The sequence below is a fragment of the Pseudomonas sp. FSL R10-2189 genome, from assembly GCF_009600325.1.
In the GTDB taxonomy this organism is placed as follows: domain Bacteria; phylum Pseudomonadota; class Gammaproteobacteria; order Pseudomonadales; family Pseudomonadaceae; genus Aquipseudomonas; species Aquipseudomonas helleri.
The window spans coordinates 42,144-65,243 of record NZ_WIVZ01000006.1 but is presented as its reverse complement, the minus strand read 5'-3'; the positions used below and the strand labels follow the sequence as shown (position 1 = coordinate 65,243).

General features: G+C 59.7%; 21 protein-coding genes. 10 read left to right on the top strand and 11 right to left on the bottom strand.

Going from position 1 to position 23,100, the window contains the following annotated elements; genetic code table 11:
- The first annotated feature begins 79 nt into the window (after nt 1–79).
- Nucleotides 80–931 carry a DUF692 domain-containing protein gene (locus GHO32_RS06965; RefSeq protein WP_153335187.1) on the top strand — a complete coding sequence of 284 codons (852 nt, stop codon included), beginning with the start codon at nt 80–82 and terminating at the stop codon, nt 929–931.
- The gene (locus tag GHO32_RS06960) at nt 928–1,677 is read left to right on the top strand and encodes a DNA-binding domain-containing protein (protein ID WP_153335188.1); all 750 of its coding nucleotides are present in this window, start codon (nt 928–930) and stop codon (nt 1,675–1,677) included. The genes GHO32_RS06965 and GHO32_RS06960 overlap by 4 nt, the downstream gene beginning before the upstream one ends.
- Nucleotides 1,678–1,750: 73 nt before the next feature.
- Here the strand turns inward: GHO32_RS06960 and GHO32_RS06955 are convergent, their stop codons facing one another.
- From GHO32_RS06955 to GHO32_RS06945, 3 genes are read right to left on the bottom strand one after another with little or no spacing between them, the layout of a single operon-like run.
- A complete protein-coding gene (locus GHO32_RS06955; RefSeq protein WP_153335189.1) occupies nt 1,751–2,932 on the bottom strand; it encodes an acetyl-CoA C-acetyltransferase in 1,182 nt (393 codons plus the stop codon).
- A gap of 26 nt (nt 2,933–2,958) precedes the next feature.
- Nucleotides 2,959–3,618, bottom strand: coding sequence for a CoA transferase subunit B (locus GHO32_RS06950; protein ID WP_048369231.1), 660 nt, complete (start codon nt 3,616–3,618; stop codon nt 2,959–2,961).
- Nucleotides 3,619–3,667: 49 nt separating this feature from the next.
- Entirely contained in the window at nt 3,668–4,366 is a 699-nt protein-coding gene (locus tag GHO32_RS06945) for a CoA transferase subunit A (protein ID WP_153335190.1), read from the bottom strand.
- Between the two features lie 135 nt (nt 4,367–4,501).
- Here GHO32_RS06945 and GHO32_RS06940 point away from each other — a divergent pair, with 135 nt between their 5' ends.
- Nucleotides 4,502–5,389, top strand: coding sequence for a LysR family transcriptional regulator (locus GHO32_RS06940; protein WP_153335191.1), 888 nt, complete (start codon nt 4,502–4,504; stop codon nt 5,387–5,389).
- A gap of 111 nt (nt 5,390–5,500) precedes the next feature.
- On the opposite strand, the gene GHO32_RS06935 is transcribed toward GHO32_RS06940, so the two are convergent.
- Nucleotides 5,501–6,739: an MFS transporter gene (locus GHO32_RS06935; protein WP_153335192.1), complete on the bottom strand. Its 1,239-nt coding sequence runs from the start codon at nt 6,737–6,739 to the stop codon at nt 5,501–5,503.
- 124 nt (nt 6,740–6,863) lie between these two features.
- On the opposite strand from GHO32_RS06935, the gene GHO32_RS06930 reads away from it, so the two are divergent.
- Both GHO32_RS06930 and GHO32_RS06925 read left to right on the top strand, forming a co-directional pair.
- On the top strand, nt 6,864–7,637 hold the full coding sequence (locus GHO32_RS06930; protein WP_153335193.1) for a helix-turn-helix domain-containing protein: 774 nt from the start codon (nt 6,864–6,866) through the stop codon (nt 7,635–7,637).
- A 93-nt stretch (nt 7,638–7,730) separates the two neighbouring features.
- On the top strand, nt 7,731–8,390 hold the full coding sequence (locus GHO32_RS06925; RefSeq protein ID WP_368668397.1) for a M24 family metallopeptidase: 660 nt from the start codon (nt 7,731–7,733) through the stop codon (nt 8,388–8,390).
- Nucleotides 8,391–9,238: 848 nt separating this feature from the next.
- Here the strand turns inward: GHO32_RS06925 and GHO32_RS06920 are convergent.
- From GHO32_RS06920 to GHO32_RS06905, 4 genes are all read right to left on the bottom strand, one after another.
- Nucleotides 9,239–10,423 carry an acyl-CoA dehydrogenase family protein gene (locus GHO32_RS06920; protein WP_153335194.1) on the bottom strand — a complete coding sequence of 395 codons (1,185 nt, stop codon included), beginning with the start codon at nt 10,421–10,423 and terminating at the stop codon, nt 9,239–9,241.
- The gene (locus GHO32_RS06915; protein ID WP_053225218.1) at nt 10,416–11,780 is read right to left on the bottom strand and encodes an MFS transporter; all 1,365 of its coding nucleotides are present in this window, start codon (nt 11,778–11,780) and stop codon (nt 10,416–10,418) included. Before GHO32_RS06915 ends, GHO32_RS06920 begins: the two co-directional genes overlap by 8 nt.
- 6 nt (nt 11,781–11,786) lie before the next feature.
- On the bottom strand, nt 11,787–14,291 hold the full coding sequence (locus GHO32_RS06910; RefSeq protein ID WP_153326497.1) for a TonB-dependent siderophore receptor: 2,505 nt from the start codon (nt 14,289–14,291) through the stop codon (nt 11,787–11,789).
- A gap of 92 nt (nt 14,292–14,383) precedes the next feature.
- Nucleotides 14,384–15,085, bottom strand: coding sequence for an enoyl-CoA hydratase/isomerase family protein (locus GHO32_RS06905; RefSeq protein WP_153335195.1), 702 nt, complete (start codon nt 15,083–15,085; stop codon nt 14,384–14,386).
- 146 nt (nt 15,086–15,231) lie between these two features.
- Between GHO32_RS06905 and GHO32_RS06900 the strand changes: the two genes are divergently transcribed.
- Together GHO32_RS06900 and GHO32_RS06895 are read left to right on the top strand one after the other, a co-directional pair.
- The gene (locus tag GHO32_RS06900; RefSeq protein ID WP_153335196.1) at nt 15,232–16,257 is read left to right on the top strand and encodes an alcohol dehydrogenase catalytic domain-containing protein; all 1,026 of its coding nucleotides are present in this window, start codon (nt 15,232–15,234) and stop codon (nt 16,255–16,257) included.
- 2 nt (nt 16,258–16,259) lie between these two features.
- On the top strand, nt 16,260–17,738 hold the full coding sequence (locus tag GHO32_RS06895; RefSeq protein ID WP_153335197.1) for a class I adenylate-forming enzyme family protein: 1,479 nt from the start codon (nt 16,260–16,262) through the stop codon (nt 17,736–17,738).
- A gap of 12 nt (nt 17,739–17,750) precedes the next feature.
- On the opposite strand, the gene GHO32_RS06890 is transcribed toward GHO32_RS06895, so the two are convergent.
- The gene (locus GHO32_RS06890) at nt 17,751–18,539 is read right to left on the bottom strand and encodes an IclR family transcriptional regulator (protein ID WP_153335198.1); all 789 of its coding nucleotides are present in this window, start codon (nt 18,537–18,539) and stop codon (nt 17,751–17,753) included.
- Between the two features lie 573 nt (nt 18,540–19,112).
- The gene (locus tag GHO32_RS06885) at nt 19,113–20,033 is read right to left on the bottom strand and encodes a DHH family protein (protein ID WP_153335199.1); all 921 of its coding nucleotides are present in this window, start codon (nt 20,031–20,033) and stop codon (nt 19,113–19,115) included.
- Nucleotides 20,034–20,404: 371 nt separating this feature from the next.
- Between GHO32_RS06885 and GHO32_RS27160 the strand changes: the two genes are divergently transcribed.
- From GHO32_RS27160 to GHO32_RS06875, 3 genes are all read left to right on the top strand, one after another.
- Nucleotides 20,405–20,623: a Fic family protein gene (locus tag GHO32_RS27160; RefSeq protein ID WP_368668398.1), complete on the top strand. Its 219-nt coding sequence runs from the start codon at nt 20,405–20,407 to the stop codon at nt 20,621–20,623.
- Between the two features lie 32 nt (nt 20,624–20,655).
- On the top strand, nt 20,656–21,036 hold the full coding sequence (locus tag GHO32_RS06880; protein WP_048369212.1) for a RidA family protein: 381 nt from the start codon (nt 20,656–20,658) through the stop codon (nt 21,034–21,036).
- Nucleotides 21,037–21,131: 95 nt separating this feature from the next.
- Nucleotides 21,132–21,761, top strand: coding sequence for a flagellar biosynthesis protein (locus GHO32_RS06875; RefSeq protein WP_153335200.1), 630 nt, complete (start codon nt 21,132–21,134; stop codon nt 21,759–21,761).
- Nucleotides 21,762–21,828: 67 nt separating this feature from the next.
- Here the strand turns inward: GHO32_RS06875 and kch are convergent, their stop codons facing one another.
- Nucleotides 21,829–23,004, bottom strand: coding sequence for a voltage-gated potassium channel protein (gene kch, locus GHO32_RS06870; RefSeq protein WP_153335201.1), 1,176 nt, complete (start codon nt 23,002–23,004; stop codon nt 21,829–21,831).
- Nucleotides 23,005–23,100: the final 96 nt, after the last annotated feature.

Sequence of the window (23,100 nt, the reverse complement as noted above, 5' to 3'; positions counted from 1 at the left end):
AACGATCAAAAGATCGTGAGACAGTTGGCTCCTGCAGTCTTTGCATACAACGACCTATCGATGCACTGGAGCACATCACATGGCGACATCCAATCCACGTTTCTCGGGCTTTGGCCTGGGGTTGCGCAAGGAGCATTACAGCGACTTTCTTGAAACCTCGGTCGCCGTGGATTTCGTCGAAGTGATCTCCGAGAATTTTATGGTTGCAGGCGGCCAACCACTGCACATCCTGCGCCAGATCCGTGAGCGGCACCCGGTGGCGCTGCACGGCGTGTCCATGTCCATCGGCACCGCCGAAGGGCTGGACCCTGATTACCTCAAGCGCCTCAAGTCGCTGGTGGATGCCATTGAGCCGCTGTTTGTGTCCGACCATTTGAGTTGGTCACGCACCGGGGGCTTCAACTCCCACGATTTGCTGCCGCTGCCTTACACCGAAGAGGCACTGAACCTGGTCTGCGCCAATATTCATCAGGCACAAGAGGCCTTGGGCCGCACTATGCTGTTTGAAAATCCGTCGAGCTATCTGGCCTTTGCAGGCGCGTCCATGAGCGAGTGGGAATTTATTGCCGAGATGTCCCGGCGTACCGGCTGCGAGCTGCTGCTGGACGTCAATAATGTGTTTGTCAGCGCCAGCAACCACGGCTTTGATGCGCTGGCGTTTCTCGACGGGATACCCGCCGAGCGCGTGCGTCAGGTGCACCTCGCGGGCCACAGCCAGGGCCCCAGCCTGTTGATTGACAGCCATGACAGCCCGGTGTGCAGCGGCGTCTGGCACTTGTACGCCAGGGCCATTGAGCGGCTGGGCCCGGTGGCCACCATGATCGAGCGTGATGATGATATTCCGCCTTTGTCCGAACTGCTCGATGAACTCGCCATCGCCAGGGCTTTGGGCGCCAGCGCGGCCAAACAGCGTGAGGAGGTGCGCGCATGAATCTGGCCCGTTTGCAGGAAGAATTCCAGAACTGGCTGGTGAACGCTTCGGATGAATCCGCCGCGCTCCTGGGCAATCATGTTGCCGGTCTGGCGGTGTACCAGAACAACTACCGGGCGCAATTGGTAGGTTGCCTGGAAGGGGCGTTTCCCAACCTGCGCAAATGGCTGGGGGATGAAGCCTTTTTGGCCGCGTGCATCACCCATATAGACCGCCATCCGCCGCATGCCTGGACTCTTGATGTGTACCCCGAAGGCTTGCAAAAAACCTTGTATGACGTCTTCCCCAATAACCCGGACGTACACGAACTGGCGTGGATCGAATGGTCACTGAGCGAGGCGTTTGTCGCCGCCGATGCTGCGCCCCTGCGCATGGAGGCGCTGGCCTCGGTGGACTGGGACACCGCGCGCCTGCAACTGGCGCCGTCGCTGCGCAGCCATGCCTTGACCACCAATGCCGAAGCCATCTGGTCGGCCTTGTGGCAGCAAACCCCGCCGCCCGAAGCCACGATGCTGGCCGAGGCGGGCGGGTTGCTGGTGTGGCGTCGCCAATACACCTCGCGCCTGCGCCAGGTCGACGCGCTGGAACTGCACGCGCTGCAGCACCTGCAACACGACGGCAGCTTTGCCGGGTTGTGCGAGTTTTTAGTCGAGCGTCTGGGCGAAGACGAGGGTATAGGCCGGGCCGGTGAACTGCTGGCTGGCTGGATTGGCAGTGAATTGATTGTCGGTGTAATCAGCGACTAATGACGGCGTAGGAGCGAGCTTGCTCGCGATCTTTTAAACATCAAAAGATCGCGAGGCAAACTCGCTCCTGCGGTTAGCTGCGCTCGATGGCCAGGGCCACGCCCTGACCGCCGCCGATGCACAAGGTCGCGAGGCCTTTTTTGGCGTCACGCTTGATCATTTCGTGCAGCAACGACACCAGCACGCGGCAGCCTGACGCGCCAATCGGGTGGCCCAGGGCAATGGCGCCGCCATTGACGTTGACCTTGTCCATGTCCCATTCCAGCTCTTTGCTCACCGCCAGGGCTTGCGCGGCGAAGGCTTCGTTGGCTTCGATCAGGTCCAGTTGGTCGAGGCTCCAGCCGGCTTTTTTCAGGCAGGTGCGGGTTGCCGAAACCGGGCCGATGCCCATGATGGCCGGGTCGACACCGGCGTTGGCGTAACCGGCGATCCGGGCCAGCACGGGCAGGCCCAGGGCTTTGGCCTTGTCGGCGCTCATCAGCACCACGGCGGCAGCGCCGTCGTTGATGGTTGAGGAGTTGCCAGCGGTGACGCTGCCGTCTTTTTTGAACGCAGGCTTGAGTTTGCTCAAGGCCTCGGCGGTGATGCCGTCGCGCGGTTGCTCATCGACCTTGAACGAAATCGGCTCGCCTTTGCGCTGAGGAATCTGGATGGGGGTGATCTCGTCGGCAAAGCGCCCGGACTCGATGGCCGCAATGGCTTTTTGTTGCGATGCTGCGGCGAAGGCGTCCTGTTGCTCGCGGGTCAGTTGGTATTTGTCCACCAGATTCTCGGCGGTGATGCCCATGTGGTAGTCGTTGAACGCGTCCATCAGGCCGTCTTGCAGCATGCTGTCGAGCATTTTCGCGTGGCCCATGCGCAGGCCGGTGCGTGCGGCCGGCAGCACGTACGGCGCCAGGCTCATGCTTTCCATGCCGCCGGCGATGATGACCTCGGCATCGCCGCAGCGAATCGCCTGGGTGGCCAGGTGCAGCGCCTTCAGGCCAGAGCCGCAGAGTTTGTTCAGGGTCAGCGCCGGTACAGCGTGGGGCAGACCGGCGAGGATCGACGCCTGACGCGCCGGGTTCTGGCCGCAGCCCGCGGTGAGCACCTGGCCAAGGATCACTTCGTCAACCTGCTCGCCTTTGATGCCGGTGGTTTGCAGCAGTTGACGAATGACGGCAGCGCCGAGTTCGGCAGCCGGAATGTTGGCCAGCGCGCCCTGAAAACTGCCAATGGCCGTGCGGGTGGCGGCAACAATGACGACTTCTTGCATGACTTCTCTCCTTAAATTGTGGCGGATCAGGCGAACTGCATTTCCGGGACATGGTCCGGGACGATCAATTTACCGGCTGTTTTGCTGACGATTTCTTCAACGCTGACGCCGGGCGCCCGCTCTTTGAGGATGAAGGCGCCGTCTTCGATTTCCAGGTAGGCCAGGTCGGTCAGCACCCGCTTGATGCACCCGGCACCGGTCAGCGGCAGGCTGCAGCGCGACAGCAGTTTGGATTCGCCGTCTTTGGAGGCGTGGGTCATGGTGACGATGATGTTGTCGGCACCGGCCACCAGGTCCATCGCGCCGCCCATGCCCTTGACCAGCTTGCCTGGGATCATCCACGAGGCGATGTTGCCGTGTACGTCGACCTCAAAGGCGCCCAGCACCGTGAGGTCAATGTGGCCGCCGCGAATCATCGCGAACGACTCGGCAGACGAGAAAATCGATGCGCCGGTGCGGGCGGTGACGGTTTGTTTGCCGGCGTTGATCATGTCGGCATCGGCTTCACCTTTGCGCGGGAAGGCGCCCATGCCGAGCAGGCCGTTTTCCGATTGCAGCATGACTTCCATGCCGTCGGGGATGTAGTTGGCGACCAGGGTCGGGATACCGATGCCGAGGTTCACGTAGAAGCCGTCCTGCATTTCGCGGGCGACGCGCTGAGCCATTTGTTCGCGGGTAAGGGCCATTATTATTCTCCGTGCTCTGAATCCAGAGCTTAAGGCTGGGGGCAGGGGATCAAGAGCGCTCAGTGAGCTGTTCGATACGTTTTTCAAACGTGCCGCAAATGATCCGGTCGACGTAGATGCCAGGGGTGTGGATCTGCGCCGGGTCCAGCTCGCCGGGTTCAACAATTTCTTCGACTTCGACCACGGTGATCTTGCCCGCGGTAGCGGCCAGCGGGTTGAAGTTTTGCGCGGTGTGGCGGTAGATCACGTTGCCGAAATGGTCGGCTTTCCAGCCTTTGACAATGGCAAAGTCGCCGGTGATGGATTCTTCCATCAGGTACTCGCGGCCTTTGAATGTGCGGGTTTCCTTGCCTTCGGCCACGGGAGTACCGACGCCGGTCGCCGTGAAAAACGCCGGGATGCCCGCACCGCCTGCGCGCATTTTTTCTGCGAGGGTGCCTTGGGGGGTGAGTTCGACTTCGATTTCGCCGCTGAGCAGTTGCTTCTCGAACAGCGCGTTTTCACCCACGTAAGAGGCGATCACTTTGCTGATCTGGCGGTCTTCCAGGAGGATCCCGAGGCCAAAACCGTCGACGCCACAGTTGTTGGACACCACGGTCAGATCACGGGTGCCTTTGCGTTTGATCTCGTTGATCAGGTTCTCGGGGATGCCGCACAGGCCAAAGCCGCCTGAAATCACGGTCATGCCATCTTCGAGCCCGGCCAGCGCTTCCTCGTAGGACGCTACGCGCTTATCAAAACCTGCCATATGCACCTCTTTTATTATTGATGGGTGATGGTGTGTCGAATGGTACGAGTGTTACTCCACTGGATTGATTTGTTAAATTGATTTTTGCGGTTGATTGATAGATAAATCGAAACAATTAAACACGAGAGCACGCCCATGACGGTGAAACAGATCCGCGCCTTCCTTGCCGTGGCGCAAAGCCTGAGCTTTGCCGTGGCCTGCGAGCGCCTGCATTTATCGCAATCGGCCTTGAGCCTGACCATCAAGGCGCTGGAAGAAGGGCTGGGCGGGCGTTTGTTCAGCCGCACCACGCGCAACGTGGCGCTGACCCCTGAAGGCCAGGCGCTGTTGCCGCGGGCGCGTAAGTTGGTGGCGGACTGGGACAATGCTGAAGACGAAATGCGCCAACTGTTCACGTTGCAACGCGGGCGGGTGACGTTGGCGGCGATTCCGTCGTTTGCCTGCAACCTGCTGCCGCCGATTCTCAAGCATTTTCGCCTGCGCTATCCCAAGCTCAATGTCACGGTCAACGACGTCATCAACGAGCAGGTGTTGGAAATGGTCCGTGATCGCCAGGTTGAACTGGGGGTCGCGTTTGAGCCAGCGCCGGGTTCATCACTGACATTTACCCCGCTGTACATCGACCGTTTTGTGGCGGTGGTGCCCAGTGACAGTCCGCTGGCGAATGCCACGGTGATCGACTGGAAAACCTTGCTGGAGCAGCCATTTATCACCCTGCAACGGCCGTCGGCGGTGCGGGTGCTGCTGGAGGAACATTTGCAGGCGCGGCAGATGAAATTGCCGGTGGAGTTCGAAAGTCATCAACTGGCTACCGTCGGGCGCATGGTCGCCAGCGGGTTGGGCGTGAGCGCTGTCCCGGCCCTGTGCGTCGAGCAAATGCGCGAGTTGGGCGCGCGCTGCATCACCTTGCATGAGCCGATCGTCGAGCGGGCGATGGGTGTGCTGACCAAGCCGGGGCATGAGCTGTCAGCTGCCGCGCAAGCACTGTTCGACAGCCTGCTGGATGAGTGGGAATCCCCATGACTCGCACCGGGAATTGGCGAAATCAAACTGAAGGAGCGAGCTTGTCTCGCGATCTTTTAAAGATCAAAAGATCGCGAGGCAAGCTCGCTCCTTCAGAGGTTTATATAAGCCTTAAACCTTTTTTGTCGATGGCAACAAGATGGTCAAAATGCCCAGCAACGGCAGGTACGAACACAGCGAATACACGTACTCAATGCCGTGAATGTCCGCCAAGTGCCCGAGCAAGGCCGCGCCGATGCCACCAAAACCGAACATCAAACCGAAGAATACCCCGGCGATCATGCCGACATTGCCCGGCACCAGTTCTTGCGCATACACCACGATGGCCGAGAACGCAGAGGCCAGAATAAAGCCGATGATCATGCTCAGGATGCCGGTCCAGAACAGGTCGACATAGGGCAACGCGAGGCTGAATGGCGCTGCGCCGAGTATCGAGAACCAGATCACCGCTTTACGCCCGATCTTGTCGCCAATCGGGCCGCCAAAGAAGGTGCCCGCTGCCACTGCGCCGAGGAACAGGAACAGATACAACTGGGAACTGGCCACCGACAGGTCAAACTTTTTGATCAGGAAAAAAGTGAAGTAGCTGGTGAAACTGGACATGTAGAAGTACTTGGAGAACACCAGCAACGCCAGTACCACCAGGGCACCGGTCACGTGTTTTTTAGACAGACCGTGGGTGGCCACGCTGCCTTGCTTGAGCTTGAACAGGTTGAGGTGGTGGCGGTACCAGCGGCTCAAGCCGAACAGGATCAAGATGGCAAAGGCCGCGAACAGGCCGAACCACGCTACGTTGCCCTGACCGTAAGGGATGACGATGGCCGCTGCCAGCAACGGGCCGAAGGCGCTGCCCGCATTACCGCCGACCTGGAAGGTGGATTGTGCCAGGCCATAACGCCCGCCCGAAGCCAGCCGCGCAACCCGCGAAGTCTCGGGGTGAAAGGTCGATGAGCCAACACCGATCAGCGCCGATGCCACCAGAATGGCGGTGAACGAGCCGACAAACGCCAGCATCAAAATGCCGATCAAGGTGCACACCATGCCCGCGGGCAGCAGCCACGGCTTGGGGTGGCGGTCGGTGTAATAGCCGACGCCCGGTTGCAGCAGCGAAGCGGTGAGCTGGAAGGTCAGGGTAATCAGGCCGATTTGGGTAAAGCTCAGGTCATAGTTGGCCTTGAGCATCGGGTAAATCGACGGCAGCACGGCTTGAATCAGGTCGTTGATCAGGTGGGCTAGCGCGCACGCGGCGATCACGCGCATGACCAACGGGCTGGACTGGCTGCTGACTGAGGCACTGGGACTGCTGCTGGGGCTGCTGGTAGCCGCCGGGTTCGTACTTGTTATAGACATCGAAGATCATCCGGGCAGGGAGTAAGGACACTGGATGCACGCAGGCAAACCAGCGGCTATCCTAGGTTTCGCGAAATTGCCTGTCTCGCGCAATTCGGGCGCTCACTGTCGCAAAAAGGGAATCATGATCAAACCGCTGAAAGAATTTCTGCTTGAGGTCGATGAAGCGCACTGGACAGTGAGCTGCAGCGCTACCGATTACCCGGCCGACTGGGTTATCGCGCCGCATTCCCACGCCAAGCATCAACTGCTGTATGCCATTGAAGGGGTGATGGTGGTGCACTCGGCGTTGAGCCAGTGGACGGTGCCGCCCAGTCGCGGCATCTGGATGCCCAGTGGTCAGGTGCACTCGGTGCGATGCGTTGGCCCACTGAAAATGCGCAGCGTGTATGTACGGCCTGAAGTGATGGCGCAACTGCCGACGCAGACCCGTGCAGTGAGTATTTCGGCGCTGTTGAGTGAACTGATCAAGGCCTCGGTCGACATCCGTGCGCCTTACGAGGCCGACTCGCGAGAAGACCGCATCATGAAGCTGATTCTGGATGAACTGGCGATTTTACCGGTGCTGCCGCTGCACCTGCCGCAGCCGCTCGACTCGCGCATCCAGAGCATTTGCAGCGTGTTGCAGCGTGACCCTGGCGACGGCTCGACCCTGGCCGACTGGAGTGCCCGGCTGGCGCTGGATGAAAAAACCATCCAGCGGCTGTTTCATAAGGAAACCGGCATGACCTTTGGCCAATGGCGCCAGCAATCGCGGTTGCTGCTGGCGTTGGAGCGCATTGCCGTCGGTGAAAAAATCATCGACGTGGCCGGGGCGCTCGGCTACGACAGCCCGAGTGCATTCACCACCATGTTCAAAAAACAATTCGGCAAAACCCCGAGCAATTTCTTCAAATAACTACGGTGCTGCAGGTGCGACCTTTTGCTCGTTCAAGAGATCGCTATATAGTTATCGCTATAGCGAATTCTTCCGCACAGACAGGACCTGACCGTGAGTGCACAATCCAAAGAGGCCGTAGGCCCAATCTATAACATTGACGCCATGCGTCGCGCCCAGGCGAATACCTGGAAGGCCATCGAAACGCTGTCGGCGCTGATCAAACCCGGCATGCACGAAACCGAAGCCGTGGCGCTGGGCAAGCAGGTACTGGCTGATCTGGACATGCAGCGCATCTGGCACCCGTTGTTGGTGCGCTTTGGTGCCAACACCCTGAAAACCTTCAAACAGCGCTCTGATGGCGACCTGGTGCTGGGTGAAAACGATATTTTCTTTATCGACATGGGCGCGGTCTGGGAAGGGCATGAAGGTGATGCCGGTGAAACCTTCGTGACGGGCAACGATCCTGAAATGAAAGCCTGCGCTGAAGCAGCCAAAACGTTGTTTGAGCGGGTGCAGGCCAAGTGGAAGAACGAGCAGGTGGCGGGGCTTGAGTTGTACCGCTACGCCCAAGAGCAGGCCAAGGACATGGGCTGGGTGCTGAACCTTGATATCAAGGGCCACCGTGTCAGCGACTTCCCTCACGCCATCCACCGGGGCGGTGACTTGGGTGACTTTGATCATTACCCGAATAAAGGGCTGTGGATTCTGGAAATCCAGATCGCCCACCCGAGCAAAGCCTACGGTGCCTTTTACGAAGATCTGCTGGCCTGACTGACTCATCCCTGTGTAGGAGGGGCCGCCCCGTCTTCGACGCCGCGCTGTCGCGCAGCAAACAGGCCGCCGAGTATCTTCAGCATCCCCCAATCGGTTCCCTCTCCTTCGGGAGAGGGCTAGGGTGAGGGGGCTCTTGACTTGAGTACATATCCGTTGCTGCGGCAACGGCCACTTAGGGTTCCGGCCTTACGCCGCGTCACTTTGCAAAAGCGGCAAAGTAACCAAAACGCTTTTGCCCCTACCCCTCGGTGCCTCGCTTTGGCTCGGCATGCCCTCACCACAGGCCTTGCTCCGTAGGCCCGCCGCGATCGGCCATCCATGGCCGTGTCGCGGCTAACCCGGCGTCCTGCCGGGTTACCCACTGCGCAAAACCTGCGTTCGGCCAGCGTGGTTTAATGGGGCCTTTTAGATCAAGATCAAAAGCAAGATCTAGATCAAAAGATCGCGAGCAAGCTCGCTCCTACAAAGCCTTTAAAATCAATCACTTATTTTATGTTTAATAAGAGGGGCCGCCCCGTCTTCGACGCCGCGCTGTCGCGCAGCAAACTGTTATGTGTCTACTCTTATATTTGCGTGAGGCAGAGACCGTAGCTAGCACTGGTGTGTTTGCACCCGAATAAGAGAGTGGTCCGTACGGTATCGGCGTGGAGTCATTGTCGGCACGGCTTGCCGTGACCACGTATAGGAGAGTGAACCCTTTCGCCACCGTACAACTCGCGCACCAATATTTTTTACTTAAAAAACAATGGGTTATTTCATGTTTGATAGGAGCGAGCTCGTCTCGCGATCTTTTGATCGTTTAAAGATCGCGAGACGAGCTCGCTCCTACAGGGGCCAATCGGGACTTAATACGTAAACGCGATCGGTGGGTGGCGGCCGTTGAGCAGGAACTCGCCAATCGCCTTGTATTTGTAAGCCAGCGAATCATGGGTGGTGTGGGTACGGGCGTTGCGCCAGTGGCGATCGAAGTTGTGCAGGCTTTGCGTGGTGGCTGCGCCGCCGACTTCATACAAACGCTCGCACACATGCAGCGCCGCACGGGTTGAAGCGATTTTTGCTTCGGCCACTTCGATGGAAGCCTTAGCCAGGACCGCTTCCAATTCATCGCCTTGCAGCAGGCCCAGTAACTGGCTGCGGGCGGCGAAGTCGACTGCCGCTGCGGCTTTCTCTACCAGCGCTTCGGCGCCGTGGATGGAGGCGGCAAGGTCGCCAATGGTGTGCAAAATGTACGGATCATCGCTGGCCCGCTGCACACCGCTTTCACGCACCGGGCGTGAGCCGTTGCGCGCCCATGACACCGCATCGTCCAGCGCTGCCAGGCCAATGCCGATGTCGATAGAGCAATGGATCAGTTGCGCGCTGGCGCCAATGTAATTACGCCGTTGATACCACTGGCTCAAGGGGATTACCTGTTCGGGCGCTACCTGCACGTTTTCCAGCACAGTGCTGCCGCTGGCCGTGGTGCGCTGGCCCATGCCGTCCCAGTCATCGAGCAGGGTGATGCCCGGTGTATTGGCCGGGAGCATGACGTACAGAGCGGCGCCGGTCTCGTCCACGGCCTGGATTTTCAGCAGGTCGGCAAACAAGCAGCCGGTGCTGTAGAACTTGCTGCCGTTGAGGATCAGTTGCTCGCCACGACGTTCGAGACGGGTGTGGATCTCGCCGCGAAAAGTGCCGCTGCGTTCGGCAATCGCACCCGATGACAGTTGGCGGTCTGCGAAAGCCCCCAGGTAACGGGCCTGTTGCTCCGGGTTGGCGATCAGCCGCAGGTGCTCGACGGTGGCGAAGTGCGGAAAAATGGCCTGGGCCACACACGGGTCAGCCTTGGCCAGGGTAATGAAAATCCGTGCCACATCGACTTGGCTGATATCGCCACCGCCCAGTTCGACGGGCACTCGTGCGGCGCCCAGCCCTGACTGGCGGATCAACTCGATTTGTTCGTGGGGCAGGGTGCGCTCGGCATCGCGTTGGGCAGCGCCGGGCTGGATCTGCGCAGCCAGTTGTGTGGCCAGGGCGACGTAGTCAGTCATGTGTTTTTTCCAGGGTTGAAGGGGCGTCGCGCAAGGCTTTGCGCGGCACGCCGAAGAACAGGATCAAGGCTCCGCTGGCGACCATGGCCGCCACGATATAGAGGGCCAGGCGAATGTCGCCGGTGGCAGTTTTGATCTGGCCGATCATGATCGGGGTCAGCAGGCTGCTGATTTGCCCGCAGCAATTGACCATGGCCAGACCCGCCGCTTTTGCCCGGTCCGACAGGTAGTACGTGGGGATGGTCCAGAACACCGCGGTGGCGCTCAGGTAGCCGGTGGTCATCAGGACCATCGTCGCCACGGTCGCAGTCGGGCTGCTCAGGCATTGCGGCAAGATCAACATGGCCAGCGCCGCCAGCAGACCGGGCACGGTGAAGTGCCAGCGCCGTTCCTGCTGCTGGTCTGAGTGGCGACACACCAGCAGCATCACCCCCACGGCGATGACGTAGGGTAGGGCTGAGAGCAGGCCCAATTGGCTGAGGCTGGTAATGCCCGAGTCACGGATGATCGACGGTGCCCAGATGTTGGTCACATTGCCGGTGCTCATGATGGTCAGGCAGTAGGCGAGGACGATAAACCAGACTTTGCGGTCTTTAAGCGCACCCAGAAAATGCTGATGGCCGCCCGGTTGGCGGCGCCCGCGTTCCTCGGCCAACGCTTGCTCGATGCGCCGTTTTTCATCCTGGCTGAGCCAGCGTGCGTCGGCCGGGCGATTGTCCAGCCAATACCAGGCGAACAGCCCGGCCAGAATCGGCGGCAAGCCAGTCAACACGAACAGCCATTGCCAACCGTGGAACCCGGCCACGGTGTCGAAGTGGCTCATGATCGACGTCGACAGCGGCCCGCCGATAATCCCGCACACGGCAATCGCCATGATGAACCTTGAGGTGATCCGCGCCCGGTGACTGGCCGGAAACCAGTACGTCAGGTACAGGATCACCCCCGGGAAAAAACCTGCCTCGGCCGCACCCAGCAGCACGCGCAGTACATAGAATTGCGCGGGCGTCTGGGCAAAGGCCGTCGCCACGGTCACCAGCCCCCACAGGATCATGATGCGGGTCATGGTCTTTTTGGCGCCGATCTTTTCCAGCAGCAGATTACTGGGGATTTCGAACAGCAAATAGCCGATGGAGAACACCCCGACAATGATGCCGAAGGTGGCATCACTGATGTTCAGGTCGGTTTTGAAGCGCAGGTGGGCAAAGCCAATATTGACCCGGTCCAGCCAATTGAGCACAAAACACAGAAACAAAAAGGGCATGATCCGCCAGGCAAGCTTGCGGTACAGGGCCTGATCAAAACCCTCGGCCGCACGCGACGAGGAGTGAGTGACGGGCGAGGCAATGGGCGGATTCATGGGCAATTACCAGCTCACGTCGACTTTGGCGAAGTAGTACGCGCCGTCCAGACCATAGGGTGAGTACCAGCTGTAGGTCGGGTTGTCGGTGGGGGCGAAGTAGTACTTCTTGGCTTCGTCGTTAAGCTGCTGCGGGCGACGGTTGAAGATGTTTTCGCCGCCCACGGTCAGCTTCACCGCGTCGCTCAGCCAGTAGCCCACGCTCAGGTCGGTGATAAACGCCGGGTCGATTTTTTCGTCGCGGGTCGGCGACACCTGGTTCAGGCCGGTGACGCCGGTGTAGTGGGTTTCTTTGAGGTTGACGTCGAAGTCGCCCAGTTGCCACGCGGTGTTCAGCGAGGTGACGTTTTTCGGGTAGGCGCTGGTCAGGTTGCCGATCTTGTCGCGGCCCACGGCGGTCACGCCGGTGCCGGCCAGTGCGGCGGGTTCCTTGACTTTGCGCACGGTCTGCAAGCTCTGGTTGCTGAGCAGGGTCCACTTGACCTTGCCGTACTGGCCGAAGTCGTAGCGGTAGTCGGCCACCAGGTCGATCCCGCGGGTGCGGGTGTCGGCCAGGTTGCCGAAGTACGAGACGATCTGGTTCGGGTCCAGGCCTTTGCTTGCCAGCAGGTTGGACACGGCCGGGCCTTGCAGGTTGCTGGTTTGCAGGATGCGGTTGTTGATGTCGATCTGGTACAGGTCGACAGTGATGTCCAGGTTGGAGGTTGGCGTGGCGACAAAGCCGACGCTGTAGTTCATCGATTTTTCCGGCTTCAGGGCTTTGGCGCCCAAGGCCTGACCGGCCGCATCATCGACGGTGACGTAGCGCGTCACGTTCTGTTCAAGTTGCCCGGTGAGGGTGTTGGCGCGCCAGGCTGTCAGCGACGACGAGTAGTACTCCTGCTGCAAGGACGGTGCCCGGAAACCATTGCTCACCGTGCCGCGCATCGCAAATTGCGGGGTGAAGGCATAGCGGGTCGAGAGCTTGCCGCTGGCGGTGTCGCCAAAGTCGCTGTAATGCTCAAAACGCCCGGCCACGCTGGCATCCCACTTGTCGGTCAGGCTCTGGCTGAAGTCGACGTAGCCTGCAGTGTTGGTGCGCGAATAGTTATGCGCATCTGCCGGGGTAAAGCCGGTCAGGCCCGGTGCTCCGGGGTTGGGGCGCTGGCCTGCCAACGGGCTGCCGACCGGGAACACGTAGCCACCGTCGCCATAAGAAGCCAGTTCGCCGGACTGGATCTCGAAGCCTTCGCGACGGAACTCAAGACCGGTCGAGACGTTCAACGGTTTCTCGAACAGACCGGTGTCAAAGGCGCGGGTCAGGTCGAGGTTATTGGTCCACTGGTTGGCAATCAGGTTGCCGCCGTCCATGTTGCGCGGGCTATCTGGCCCGAAAGACGGATTGATCGACTTCTCATTGCGGATGTTGGCGTTGTCCTGGCCGAAGCTGGTGCTCAGGTCCCACTTCCAGCCGAACAGGTTGTCGTTGCGCAGGCCCACCACGGTCTGGAAGTCATCTTCTTCGACCACAAAGCGCGGCGAGAAACCGTCCGGGTACACCGAGACGATGTTCTGCGGTGAGCTGGCGGTGCGGTAGGTGCCCCAGCTCTCTGAGTTGCGATGGCTGGCAGTGGAGAACGAGTACAACGTGTAGTCCGCGTTGAGCGGCAACTCCATGTTGTAGGCCAGGTTATAGGTTTGCGAGCGCGGCTGGCCCATGATCTGGCGGTAGCGGCTCTCGCCGTTTTCCCGTGGGTCAGGCTGGCCGTTGACCGGGAAATAGATGCGGGTGCGCGCCGGTACGGCACCGGCCACGTTGGAGTTGTCTTGAATGCCGAGGTCGGCACTCAGGCTGAAAAAGCCATCGTTGGGCAGCTCAAAGCCCTGGTTCACCGACGCCTGACCGCGTGCGCCGAAGTTGCCTTTGCCGCCCACGCGGTCTTTGAACTGGCCGTACAGGGCGCTGCCGCTGCCGCCCGAGCTGTTGCTTTTGAGGATGATGTTGATCACCCCGGCAATCGCATCCGAGCCGTATTGCGCTGCCGCGCCGTCACGTAGTACTTCGATGTGATCCACCGCCGAAATCGGGATCAGGTCCAGGTCGGTGGGCGACTGGCCGCTGGCCGTGGCCGCCGTCTGGACGAAGATCAGCGAGGTGGTATGGCGGCGTTTGCCGTTCACCAGCACCAACACATGGTTGCCGCCCAGTCCGCGCAGCGTGGCGGACTTTACTGACAAGCCGGTGCCGCCGGTAAATCCGGCGGCATTGGTGTACGACGGCACCGCGGCAGCCAATGCATCACGCAGGTTTTGTTTGCCCGAACGCATCAAATCGTCGGCGCTGATCACGTCAATCGGCGCAAGGCTCTTGGCCACAGTGCGGCCGCCGTCACGGGCACCGGTCACCACCACGGTTTGCAGTGAAGGCGTGCTCGACTCTTCGGCGAGCGCAGGCTGGCTGGCGTACAGACCGAGAATCCCGACGGTCAGCAGGCTCAGCTTGGGGCGGAAATTTTTACGTGGGCGAAACATGGTGAGGCTCCAAAAATGATTGGCGCCCGCTTTCCATTCCTGGTGGTGGGTGTTCCTGACAGGTCGTGGTGGCGAGTAAGTGTTAGGGGCTGTCAGTGAGGTTGCATTACGTCGGTTCGGGCCTCGTCGATCAAGGCCAGATGCTGTTGCAGGCGGTTGTTGCGATCGGCCAGCAGCAAGCGTTTGGTCCATTGCATGGCGCGTGAGTCATGGGTTGCCAGACGCCGGGCGAGGTCCAGTGCGGCGGCGATGGAGTCGTCGACCACAGCATTGACCAGCCCCAGTTCCAGTGCCTGCGCGGCATCGAACGGGCGTGCGCTGAGCATGATATCCAGCGCCGCGGCTTCACCGATCAGGCTGGGCAGGGTGACGGTGCTGAAACCAGAGAGCATGCCATGACCGACTTCGGGAAAGCTGAAGCGGGTGTCGTGCCGGGCAATACGGAAATCGCAGTGAATCGCCAGGCTGATACCCAGGCCCAGGGTATGGCCCTGCAACGCGGCGATCACTGGCTTGGTCAACGGGGTGCCCACGCCGGGCAGCGAATTGGCCAGTACCTGTGTGCTGACAGTCTCACCCGTGGCGGCAATTTCCTTGAGATCAGAACCGGCGCAAAAGGCCCGCTCACCGGCACCGCGCAGCACGATGGCGCGCACTGCGCAGTCGTCTTGCGCACGCTGCCAGACCTGCGCGAGGGCCAATTTGGCAGCACCGTTCAAGGCATTCAAGCGCTCCGGGCGATTGAGCGTGACCAGTAAAACGCCGTCTTCAACTATTTCGTACTCGACAGTCATGGCTTCGATTCAGTGTCGTTTTAAGGAAAACGCATTGCCACTTGAGCTCTGCGTCAAAGTGAGCAAAACTTAAATCATGTGCACAATACAAACAATGTGTTTGTTATATGAACATATTCTTATGTACTTCCATATGGTTATAAAAGATGAAAGCAATCGTTCTAAAAGATTTCGGTGGCCCCGAGCAGTTGCAGCTTGAGACGGTGCCGACGCCACAGCCAGACGCTCATGAAGTGCTGGTGCGCATTGAAGCCGCTGGTGTGTGTCATCACGATTTGATGCACCGCGCCGGCAAGTTGCCGGGGGCGCACACCGGTGTAGTGCTCGGTCATGAAGTGTCGGGTGAGGTGGTTGAAGTAGGTGCCCAGGTGCATCACTTGAAAGTCGGCAGCCGCGTGGTGGTGTACCAGCGACGTTTTTGCGGGCAGTGCCGTGACTGCCTGCGTGGACGTCAGGATTTGTGCCGCGCTTTAGGCTTGCCCTCTGTCGACACCGAAGGCGCATATGCCCAATACCTGCGCGTTCCTGCGGCTTCAGGAGTGCAATTGCCGGACAGCATTGGCTATGCCGATGCCGCCCTGGCGTGCTGCCCGATCGCCACCAGCGTACGTGCGCTGGTGGCGCAAGCACAGCTCAAGCCGGGTGAAACCGTATTGATCAACGGCGCCAGCGGCGGGCTGGGCGCGCACCAATTGCAACTGGCGCGCTCGCTGGGCGCGCGGGTGATTGCAGTGACTGGCAGCGCTGACAAAGTGGACTTTTTACGTGCCTTGGGTGCCCATGACGTGGTGGTGGCGGGCAACGAAGGCTACAGCGCCGCCGTCTGGCAACTGACCGGGCGCCAGGGTGTCGACGTGGCCATGGAGAACGTCGGCCACACCTTGCACGACACCTTGCGCAGCATGGCGATGGGCGGGCGCGTGGTGGTGCTGGGTAATGTGCAGCCGGGCACAGTACCGGTGTCACCGGGGCTGTTGATTGGCCGACGCCTGAGCCTGCTTGGCTCCGGCAGCGCCACGCTGGAAGACTTGCGCACGGCGCTGGCAATGATTGCAGCCGGTCAGGTCCGGCCTTTGATCGACCGGGTGCTGCCGTTTACCGAAGTGGCTCAGGCCCACGCCTTGCTCGAAAATCGGCAGGTCAATGGCCGCATCGTCCTCAGTGGGTGGTGAGCATGGACATCAGCACACTGTTTACCCAGGCTGCCCGCAAATGGCCACAGGCGCTGGCGATCAAAGACCTGCGCAGCGCCCGTGAACTATCCTTTGCCGAGCTCGATCAGGCCCTTGATGACTTCGCGGCGGGGCTGGTTGAGTTGGGCGTCGGTACGGGCGAGCGGGTTGCCCTGTTGGCCGATACCAGCCTGGACTATCTGCTGGCCGATTACGGCTGCATGGCCCACGGCCGGGTCCGCGTGCCGCTGGACCCCTCGCTGGCACCGGGCGAATTGCTGGCGCAGATCAAGGATGCCGGCGCGCGTTTGCTGCTGTTCGGCAATGGCCATGCTCACGTGGCAGCTGCACTGGTAGAGCAGGGCGTGGTCTGCCTGCCGCTGGACGCGGTGAGTGTTCCTGGCATGGCCGCTGCACCGCAGCGGGTTGCGCGGGCACGCACGGAGCTGGCGTCGTTGAACTACACCGGCGGCACCACCGGCGCGCCAAAGGCGGTGATGCACACCCACGCCAGCCTGTGTGCGGTGTTGCAGAACATCGTCATGGCTCGTGCGGCCTTACCCGGTGATGTGCTGCTGAACGTGCGGCCGCTGTGGCCGATTGCGGCGGTGGCATTGCTGGCCCATGTGCTCAGCGGCGGGCAGTTGGTGCTGGCTGAGCGTTTTGAGGCCTCTACCTTTGTTGGCCAGTTGCAGCAGCACCGTGCGGCCTTCAGTTCGCTGGTGCCGACCCAGTTGTTGCGGGTTCTGCGTGAGCCTCGTTTGGCTTATCCGGACCTGAGCGTGTTGAAGAGCATCGACATCGGCGCAGCCGCCATCGCGCCTTCGGTTCTGGACGATGCCTGTGAGTTGTTCGGGCCGCGCTTGAGTGTGTTGTACGGCATGACCGAAGCCCCCTGGACCTGCTATTTGTCGGCCGCACAAATGGGTCAATTGCGCCGCGACGGTGAGAGCGCCGAAGGGCTGGTCGGGCGCCCGGTGTTTGCTGCGGGGTTACGAATCGACCGGCCCGATGACCAGGGCATGGGTGAAATCATGCTGGCGGGTCCGCAGTTAATGGCGGGTTACTGGCAGCAGCCCGAATTGACTGCGCAGGTGCTGGAAGAGGGCTGGCTGCGCAGCGGCGACCTGGGCCGGATCCGCGCTGATGGTTATTTGCAGGTCATGGGCCGCAGCAAGGAAATCATCCGCAGTGGCGGTAAAAGCATCCAGCCGGGTGAAGTCATCGAGTGCTTGCTGAACCATCCGCAGGTGGCGGATGCCCATGTGTTTGGCCAGGCCGATCTGGAGTGGGGCGAGCGGGTATGCGCGGCAGTCGTGCTTAAACCCGGTGCTGCGCCTTCCAGTGAGCAACTGCAAAGCCATTGCCAGCAGGTGCTGTCGCGTTTCAAAGTGCCGCGCCACGTGTACTTCGTGGAGACCTTGCCGCGTTCACACTACGGCAAGATCCAGCTCAACCGGTTGCTTGAGCAACTGGGCTGAGCTTGCGCAGTGTTAGTTGGGCGCCATTTGCGCAGCAATGCCCTGACAGGTACGGCGCAAATGGCTGGCCAGCTCAGAGCCGGGGTGGGTTTGCTCTTCCATGGCCAGCCCGGCGATGACCAGCGCCCCGACGGCATGGCCGTTGGCGGGGCGAATCGGGTAGGCAATCGAGTGCAGGCCCGGTTTGAACTCTTCGTGGCCGAAGGCAAAGTCCTGCTCGCTGCGGATCTTTTGCAAGGCTGGATCAATCCGTTGCCAACGCTCTTCACCGAGCAAACCGTGGGCCTGATCGGCGCTGTAAGTGGCCAGAATCGCCCGTCCGCTGGGACTGCCGTCGATAGGGAATTGATCCGCCAGATCGACAATCACATTCAGCGGCGTTGACGGCGTCCACATCCGCTCAATCAACACCACCTCATCACCCACCGGAATCGACAACGAGACAATGGCCTGCAAGTCACCGATCACACGCTGCAACTCAATGGTGAACGGCAGGGCGATCTTGCGCAGGTTAAGGCGATTGAGATAAGCCGACGAATAAATTAATGACTCGGCGCCGATCCGGTACGTACCGGCGTGCGACTCGATCAGATTCCAGTGATTGAGCGTCTTGAGCAGACGATGGATCGTGGTGCGATCAATCCCCGTCAGCTTGGCCAACTCCAGCGCCGACGCGCCTTGCTTGAGCCGGGCCAGCGTCCTGAGCAAGACAATCGAACGGTCAATCACCTGAACGCGTCCGCAGTTGCCGGCTTTATCCTGGCTGGCCTGTGCTGCGAGTGGGAGTGAAGAAGTGTCCATTAAAATCCTGTGCGTGTTCGAGCCATTGCGAGCGGGTAAGGGTAGCGGTGAACGCGGTGGGAGAGAAAGGGGGGAATGCGTGGAGGATGAAAAATAGAGGGTAGGGACCAACAGGTAATCCGTAGGAGTGGCCGCCCCGTCTTCGACGCCGCGCTGTCGCGCAGCAAACAGGCCACCGAATATCTTCAGCATCCCCCAATCGGTTCCCTCTCCTTCGGGAGAGGGCTAGGGTGAGGGGGCTCTTGGATCAAGATCAAAAGATCGCGAGCAAGCTCGCTCCTACAGGGCCTTTAGAATCAATCACTTATTTCATGTTTGATAAGAGCTGCCGAAGGCTGCGATCTTTTGATCCTGGCAATTGAAATATCCCGATACTGACCTCTGTGACCAAACACTGAAGAACGATGATTACGCTTTGGGGTGAACAGTGGGGTTTGACGCCACTTCAAAAGATCGCAGCCTTCGGCAGCTCCTACAGGCCGAGATCTTTCCCTACACCCTTATTCACCTGTCGAAACGCGTAGTTATTCTTTTAAGGAATAAATCTTTTTCTGCTGATCGTCGATCACTTGCTTAATGGCTTGTCTGCGAATTCAACGCCGCGCGCAGGATTTGCTTGCGCAGCAGTGCGCCGGGCACCTTGGCCAGTTGCTCGACAAAGGTCACGTCGAGCAACTCAGCGAGCTGCGCGGCGCTGGCCGGGCTGCCGACCAACAGGTAGCTGCAGTGTTCGTCGATGCTGATCAGGTTGAGCAGCCAGTCCGGGTCATGGGCTTGCAGGGTCGATACCAGCGTTGCCCGCTGCGCCTGCAACAGGTGCTGCGCATTCCATACCGTGAGTTGCCCGATCACCCGTGGCAGCGGCAATTGAGCATCCATGCGCTTGAGATCTTTATTGATCGCCGCAGGCAGGTCATGCTCGATCGCGGTTTGGCATTCACTGAAGTAACGGGCTGGCCAGTCCTGAGCCAATCCTGCCTTGTCGGCCAGCGCTGCGTAGGCCTGCTGATCGCGGGCAGTGGTGATCTGGCCCTTGAGGTTCAGGGTGTTATCGAGAATCGCAGTGGCCAGCAAGGCAGCGGTGCTTGGGTTCATTGCATGGAACAGATCGGTTTCAACCCAGCGCTCATACACCTGTGTGCAGGCGGCGCCGACAGCTTCGATGGCGGCCCTGGTGCCCAGCCGTTGTTGCCAATACGACTCAAAGCCCGGGTGATGGTCAATCACTTCAACCACACGCTGTGTATCGACACAGGCGTCGAAATGGCAGGGGTCACTGATGTCGATCATCACGAAATGATCGTGCTCAGTGACAGGGTGTGCATCTAGGGCAACGGGCCACTCGCGAAGGGTCTGGCTGATGCTCTGGTTGAGCGGGGCACTGCTGATTGCCTTGGCCTCAAGGCCTTGCAGGTTAAGCAACTGGGCGAAAGCAATACACCCCGCGTAAGCATCGATATCGAGGTAGGCAGAGCCGCTGGTGACAACAATCATGGGCGAGGGCAAGTCCGGGAGCGGCAAGATAGAGGACCGCCAACTTAGCTCAAAGAGATGTCAGCGGTGTTTCAGCTTTTGTGATCTCCCACGGCCTGTAGTCGCTGACGAGATACGAAGGCTGCGATCAAGATCAAAAGATCGCGAGGCAAGCTCGCCCCCACGGTTTCATTGCGTGTGCAGATCTTGTTCTGGCCGCATTCTGCCCGGCCCGTCGATTGCCGCCTGCAGCGCGTCCCAGTGTTAAACTCGCCCTCGCCGCAGAAGAAGCCAGCGCAGCGGTTGATTAAGTTAGCCAGGCGTGAGGCGGGCTTTTAGTTTTTAATGAGGCCACGCATTTAACCGACCAAGTAAGCAGTCATGTAATCCGCTTGCTTGAAGCATTAAAAGGCAGCACGGGGTTGAAAACGGCTGGGTTGATGCCTCTGTTGGGGCTGACTCATCGGGCATCTTTTCGCAGCAACTATTTGTCACCTGTGTTGACCGCCGGGCTCGTTGAAATGACGGATCCGCTTTCGCCGCGCAGCCCGGTACAGAAATACCGACTGACTGCCCAAGGCCTGAATTGTCTGGGCATGAGCAAGACCTGAAGTTTTTTATTCACCCTGACCCAGAGACTCACATGGCCCACCAAGACATTACCTTCACCCCTGATCCAGACGCCGATTCCATCTCTTCCGATGTTGCCGGTTTTGCCGGGATTCTGGTCTCCACGCAGATCCCTACCCGTGCTGACGGCAGCCTTGAGCTGGGCGGCATTACTGAGCAAAGCGAGTGCACGTTGCAGGCGCTCAAGGTTGCCCTGGAAAAGGCCGGCAGTTCGATGGACCGGGTGTTGCACCTGACGATTTACCTGACTGACATGGCCGACCGCGCGGCGTTCAACGAAGTCTACAAGCGCTTTTTCGCCAAGCCGTGGCCGGTACGTGCTGCTGTTGGCGTGGCTGCTCTGGCGGTAGAAGGCATGCGCGTGGAAGTGACCGCCATGGCGGCCAAGGCCTGAGTCAATAACGCCCAACTGCGTTCGGTCTTCTACACTCCCTTTTGGCCAGTTTTGGCCGTGCCAATGAAGGCACATAAAGAAAGGGAGTAATGAACATGGTTCGCAGATTTTTGGGCGTTGTAGCGTTGGTATTGCTGGCCGGTTGCGCCACCAACCGGGCAGAGGTGGACGTGGATGTTTTGCCGCCGGGCAATACTCAAACGCCTGCCCCGAGCAATGGCAAGAAGGTGTTTGTCAGTGCCGTTGATGAGCGGGTTTTCCAGGTCAAGCCAGACAGTTTCGATATCCCTTCCCTGAAGCACGATGAGATCGACGACAAGTCGATTACCGAACGGGCAATTGCGCGTAAACGCAACAACTTCAACTGGGCCATTGGCGATGTGCTGCTGCCCAAAGGCCGCACGGTGGCCGGCTTGGTGAGTGATGCAGTGGCCAGCGCTTATCGCCAGGCCGGGTATGAGGTGGTGAGCTCGCCAACGGGCCGTGATGTGCGCAAGGTGCAGGTACACATCATGGAGTTCTGGTCATGGTCTGGCGTCGACGGGGTGCTGGACAAGGGCGTACGTAATCAGTCCCTGTTGCAGATCAAACCCGCAGGCGCGCCTGAGTACAGCGTGAAAACCCTGGTCACCGAGAACGTCAAGGTGGTGACCGACGCGGACTGGAAGAAGATCACTGAAGACGGTCTTGAGGCCATTACTCAGGAAACCCTGAAGAAGCTTTGATCCGCTTGCAGGGCGAGGCTGTGACAGGGGGCACAGCCTCGCTTTGCTCTTCAGCGAGTACACGTTTTTACGCCAGTGACGTGCGCTTGCCGAAGAACATTTCAGTGATCAGGTCGTTGTTGATGGTGTCGCCTTGCAGGGTGCGTATCAGCAACTCACTGCCCAGCAACGGCAATGACAGCAACAAGGTCGGGTTCACGCGTTTGACCTTGGAGAGGTTCTGAGTGTCGTTGACCAGCGCAATGATCTTGGTGTTTTCGCCGGCTACTTCCTTGGCCGCCAAAATGGTGAATACGTTCTGTGCATCGCTGTCCGACAGGGTGACGATGTACTTGGCTGCACCGGCGTCCGCCAGTTTGAGGGTCGCGGTGGCCGACGGGTCTCCCTCGATGATGTCTGCTTTGTCTGGCAACTCGTGCTGGCTGCCCGGAGTGCAGATCACCGTGACATGCTCGCCACGTGCCGTCAGGCCTTTGTAGACGTTGTGGGCCAATGAACTGGCGCCCACCAGGATGTAGTGCTTTTTGCGCGCCATGTGGGTCATCCGGCCTTTAATGATGCGCTGGATATTGTTGCTGATCAGCGGCCCTACGATAGACGCCAGGGAAATGGCAAACAGGGTGATGCCCAGCACAATCACCGTCAGGCAAAAATACCGGGACACGGTGGAGTGCGGGAGGATGTCGCCAAAGGCTACGGTGGTCATGACCTCAAGCGCGAAATAGAACGCCGTGGTCAGGTCGGTGACCGGCGGTGCGAACTGCTCCCCCAGGTACAGCGTGCCCAGCGTGCTGTAGACGGTCAGCGAGGCCAGGCTGACGATCGCAAAAAAGCTGCCGGTGGCCAGGCTGTAGTGGTCAAACCGTCGCCAGTAATACAACAGCACGGCGATGCTGACTAACGAAAGGTAAGTGACGTTGTTGGGCTTTTTCTCGATGAAAAAGTTGATGCAGACCGCTGCCAGGAGTAAGAGCAGGGCAAAGAACCAACTGATCCGTGACTTGATCAGCAGCCCGAATGACATCAGTACAAGCACGCAGCCTGTGATGACCACGGGAATTTCCAGCAGGGCGAAAAAGCCCAGAGCTTCTTTCCATGAATGAAACGAGCTGCCCGCAGCTTCGGCCTGCGCGAGCCAGCGCAGCCACACGGGCAGGACCATCGCACAGCCATTGATAGCCACCAGCAGTGCGACGCCATAGGCAAAACTGAGTCGCGATTTAACTTCCTGTAATAAAGCCATGGTTCCCACCTACCACATGTCCGTTATGAGGTTCGGGGGAGTGTAGGACAGGTTTTAAGTTTTACGCCGGGAGGGCGAGAGGCCCCGCACGGGCCT

What these genes read in the sequence shown, in the direction of transcription:
- GHO32_RS06875 (WP_153335200.1), top strand. Translation starts at nt 21,132, where the DNA reads ATGGTTCGCAGATTTTTGGGCGTTGTAGCGTTGGTATTGCTGGCCGGT.
- GHO32_RS06915 (WP_053225218.1), bottom strand. Translation starts at nt 11,780, where the DNA reads ATGAATCCGCCCATTGCCTCGCCCGTCACTCACTCCTCGTCGCGTGCG.
- kch (WP_153335201.1), bottom strand. Translation starts at nt 23,004, where the DNA reads ATGGCTTTATTACAGGAAGTTAAATCGCGACTCAGTTTTGCCTATGGC.
- GHO32_RS06930 (WP_153335193.1), top strand. Translation starts at nt 6,864, where the DNA reads ATGATCAAACCGCTGAAAGAATTTCTGCTTGAGGTCGATGAAGCGCAC.
- GHO32_RS06910 (WP_153326497.1), bottom strand. Translation starts at nt 14,291, where the DNA reads ATGTTTCGCCCACGTAAAAATTTCCGCCCCAAGCTGAGCCTGCTGACC.
- GHO32_RS06920 (WP_153335194.1), bottom strand. Translation starts at nt 10,423, where the DNA reads ATGACTGACTACGTCGCCCTGGCCACACAACTGGCTGCGCAGATCCAG.
- GHO32_RS06895 (WP_153335197.1), top strand. Translation starts at nt 16,260, where the DNA reads ATGGACATCAGCACACTGTTTACCCAGGCTGCCCGCAAATGGCCACAG.
- GHO32_RS06890 (WP_153335198.1), bottom strand. Translation starts at nt 18,539, where the DNA reads ATGGACACTTCTTCACTCCCACTCGCAGCACAGGCCAGCCAGGATAAA.
- GHO32_RS06965 (WP_153335187.1), top strand. Translation starts at nt 80, where the DNA reads ATGGCGACATCCAATCCACGTTTCTCGGGCTTTGGCCTGGGGTTGCGC.
- GHO32_RS06940 (WP_153335191.1), top strand. Translation starts at nt 4,502, where the DNA reads ATGACGGTGAAACAGATCCGCGCCTTCCTTGCCGTGGCGCAAAGCCTG.
- GHO32_RS06900 (WP_153335196.1), top strand. Translation starts at nt 15,232, where the DNA reads ATGAAAGCAATCGTTCTAAAAGATTTCGGTGGCCCCGAGCAGTTGCAG.
- GHO32_RS06960 (WP_153335188.1), top strand. Translation starts at nt 928, where the DNA reads ATGAATCTGGCCCGTTTGCAGGAAGAATTCCAGAACTGGCTGGTGAAC.
- GHO32_RS06880 (WP_048369212.1), top strand. Translation starts at nt 20,656, where the DNA reads ATGGCCCACCAAGACATTACCTTCACCCCTGATCCAGACGCCGATTCC.
- GHO32_RS06945 (WP_153335190.1), bottom strand. Translation starts at nt 4,366, where the DNA reads ATGGCAGGTTTTGATAAGCGCGTAGCGTCCTACGAGGAAGCGCTGGCC.
- GHO32_RS06885 (WP_153335199.1), bottom strand. Translation starts at nt 20,033, where the DNA reads ATGATTGTTGTCACCAGCGGCTCTGCCTACCTCGATATCGATGCTTAC.
- GHO32_RS06955 (WP_153335189.1), bottom strand. Translation starts at nt 2,932, where the DNA reads ATGCAAGAAGTCGTCATTGTTGCCGCCACCCGCACGGCCATTGGCAGT.
- GHO32_RS06950 (WP_048369231.1), bottom strand. Translation starts at nt 3,618, where the DNA reads ATGGCCCTTACCCGCGAACAAATGGCTCAGCGCGTCGCCCGCGAAATG.
- GHO32_RS06905 (WP_153335195.1), bottom strand. Translation starts at nt 15,085, where the DNA reads ATGACTGTCGAGTACGAAATAGTTGAAGACGGCGTTTTACTGGTCACG.
- GHO32_RS06935 (WP_153335192.1), bottom strand. Translation starts at nt 6,739, where the DNA reads ATGTCTATAACAAGTACGAACCCGGCGGCTACCAGCAGCCCCAGCAGC.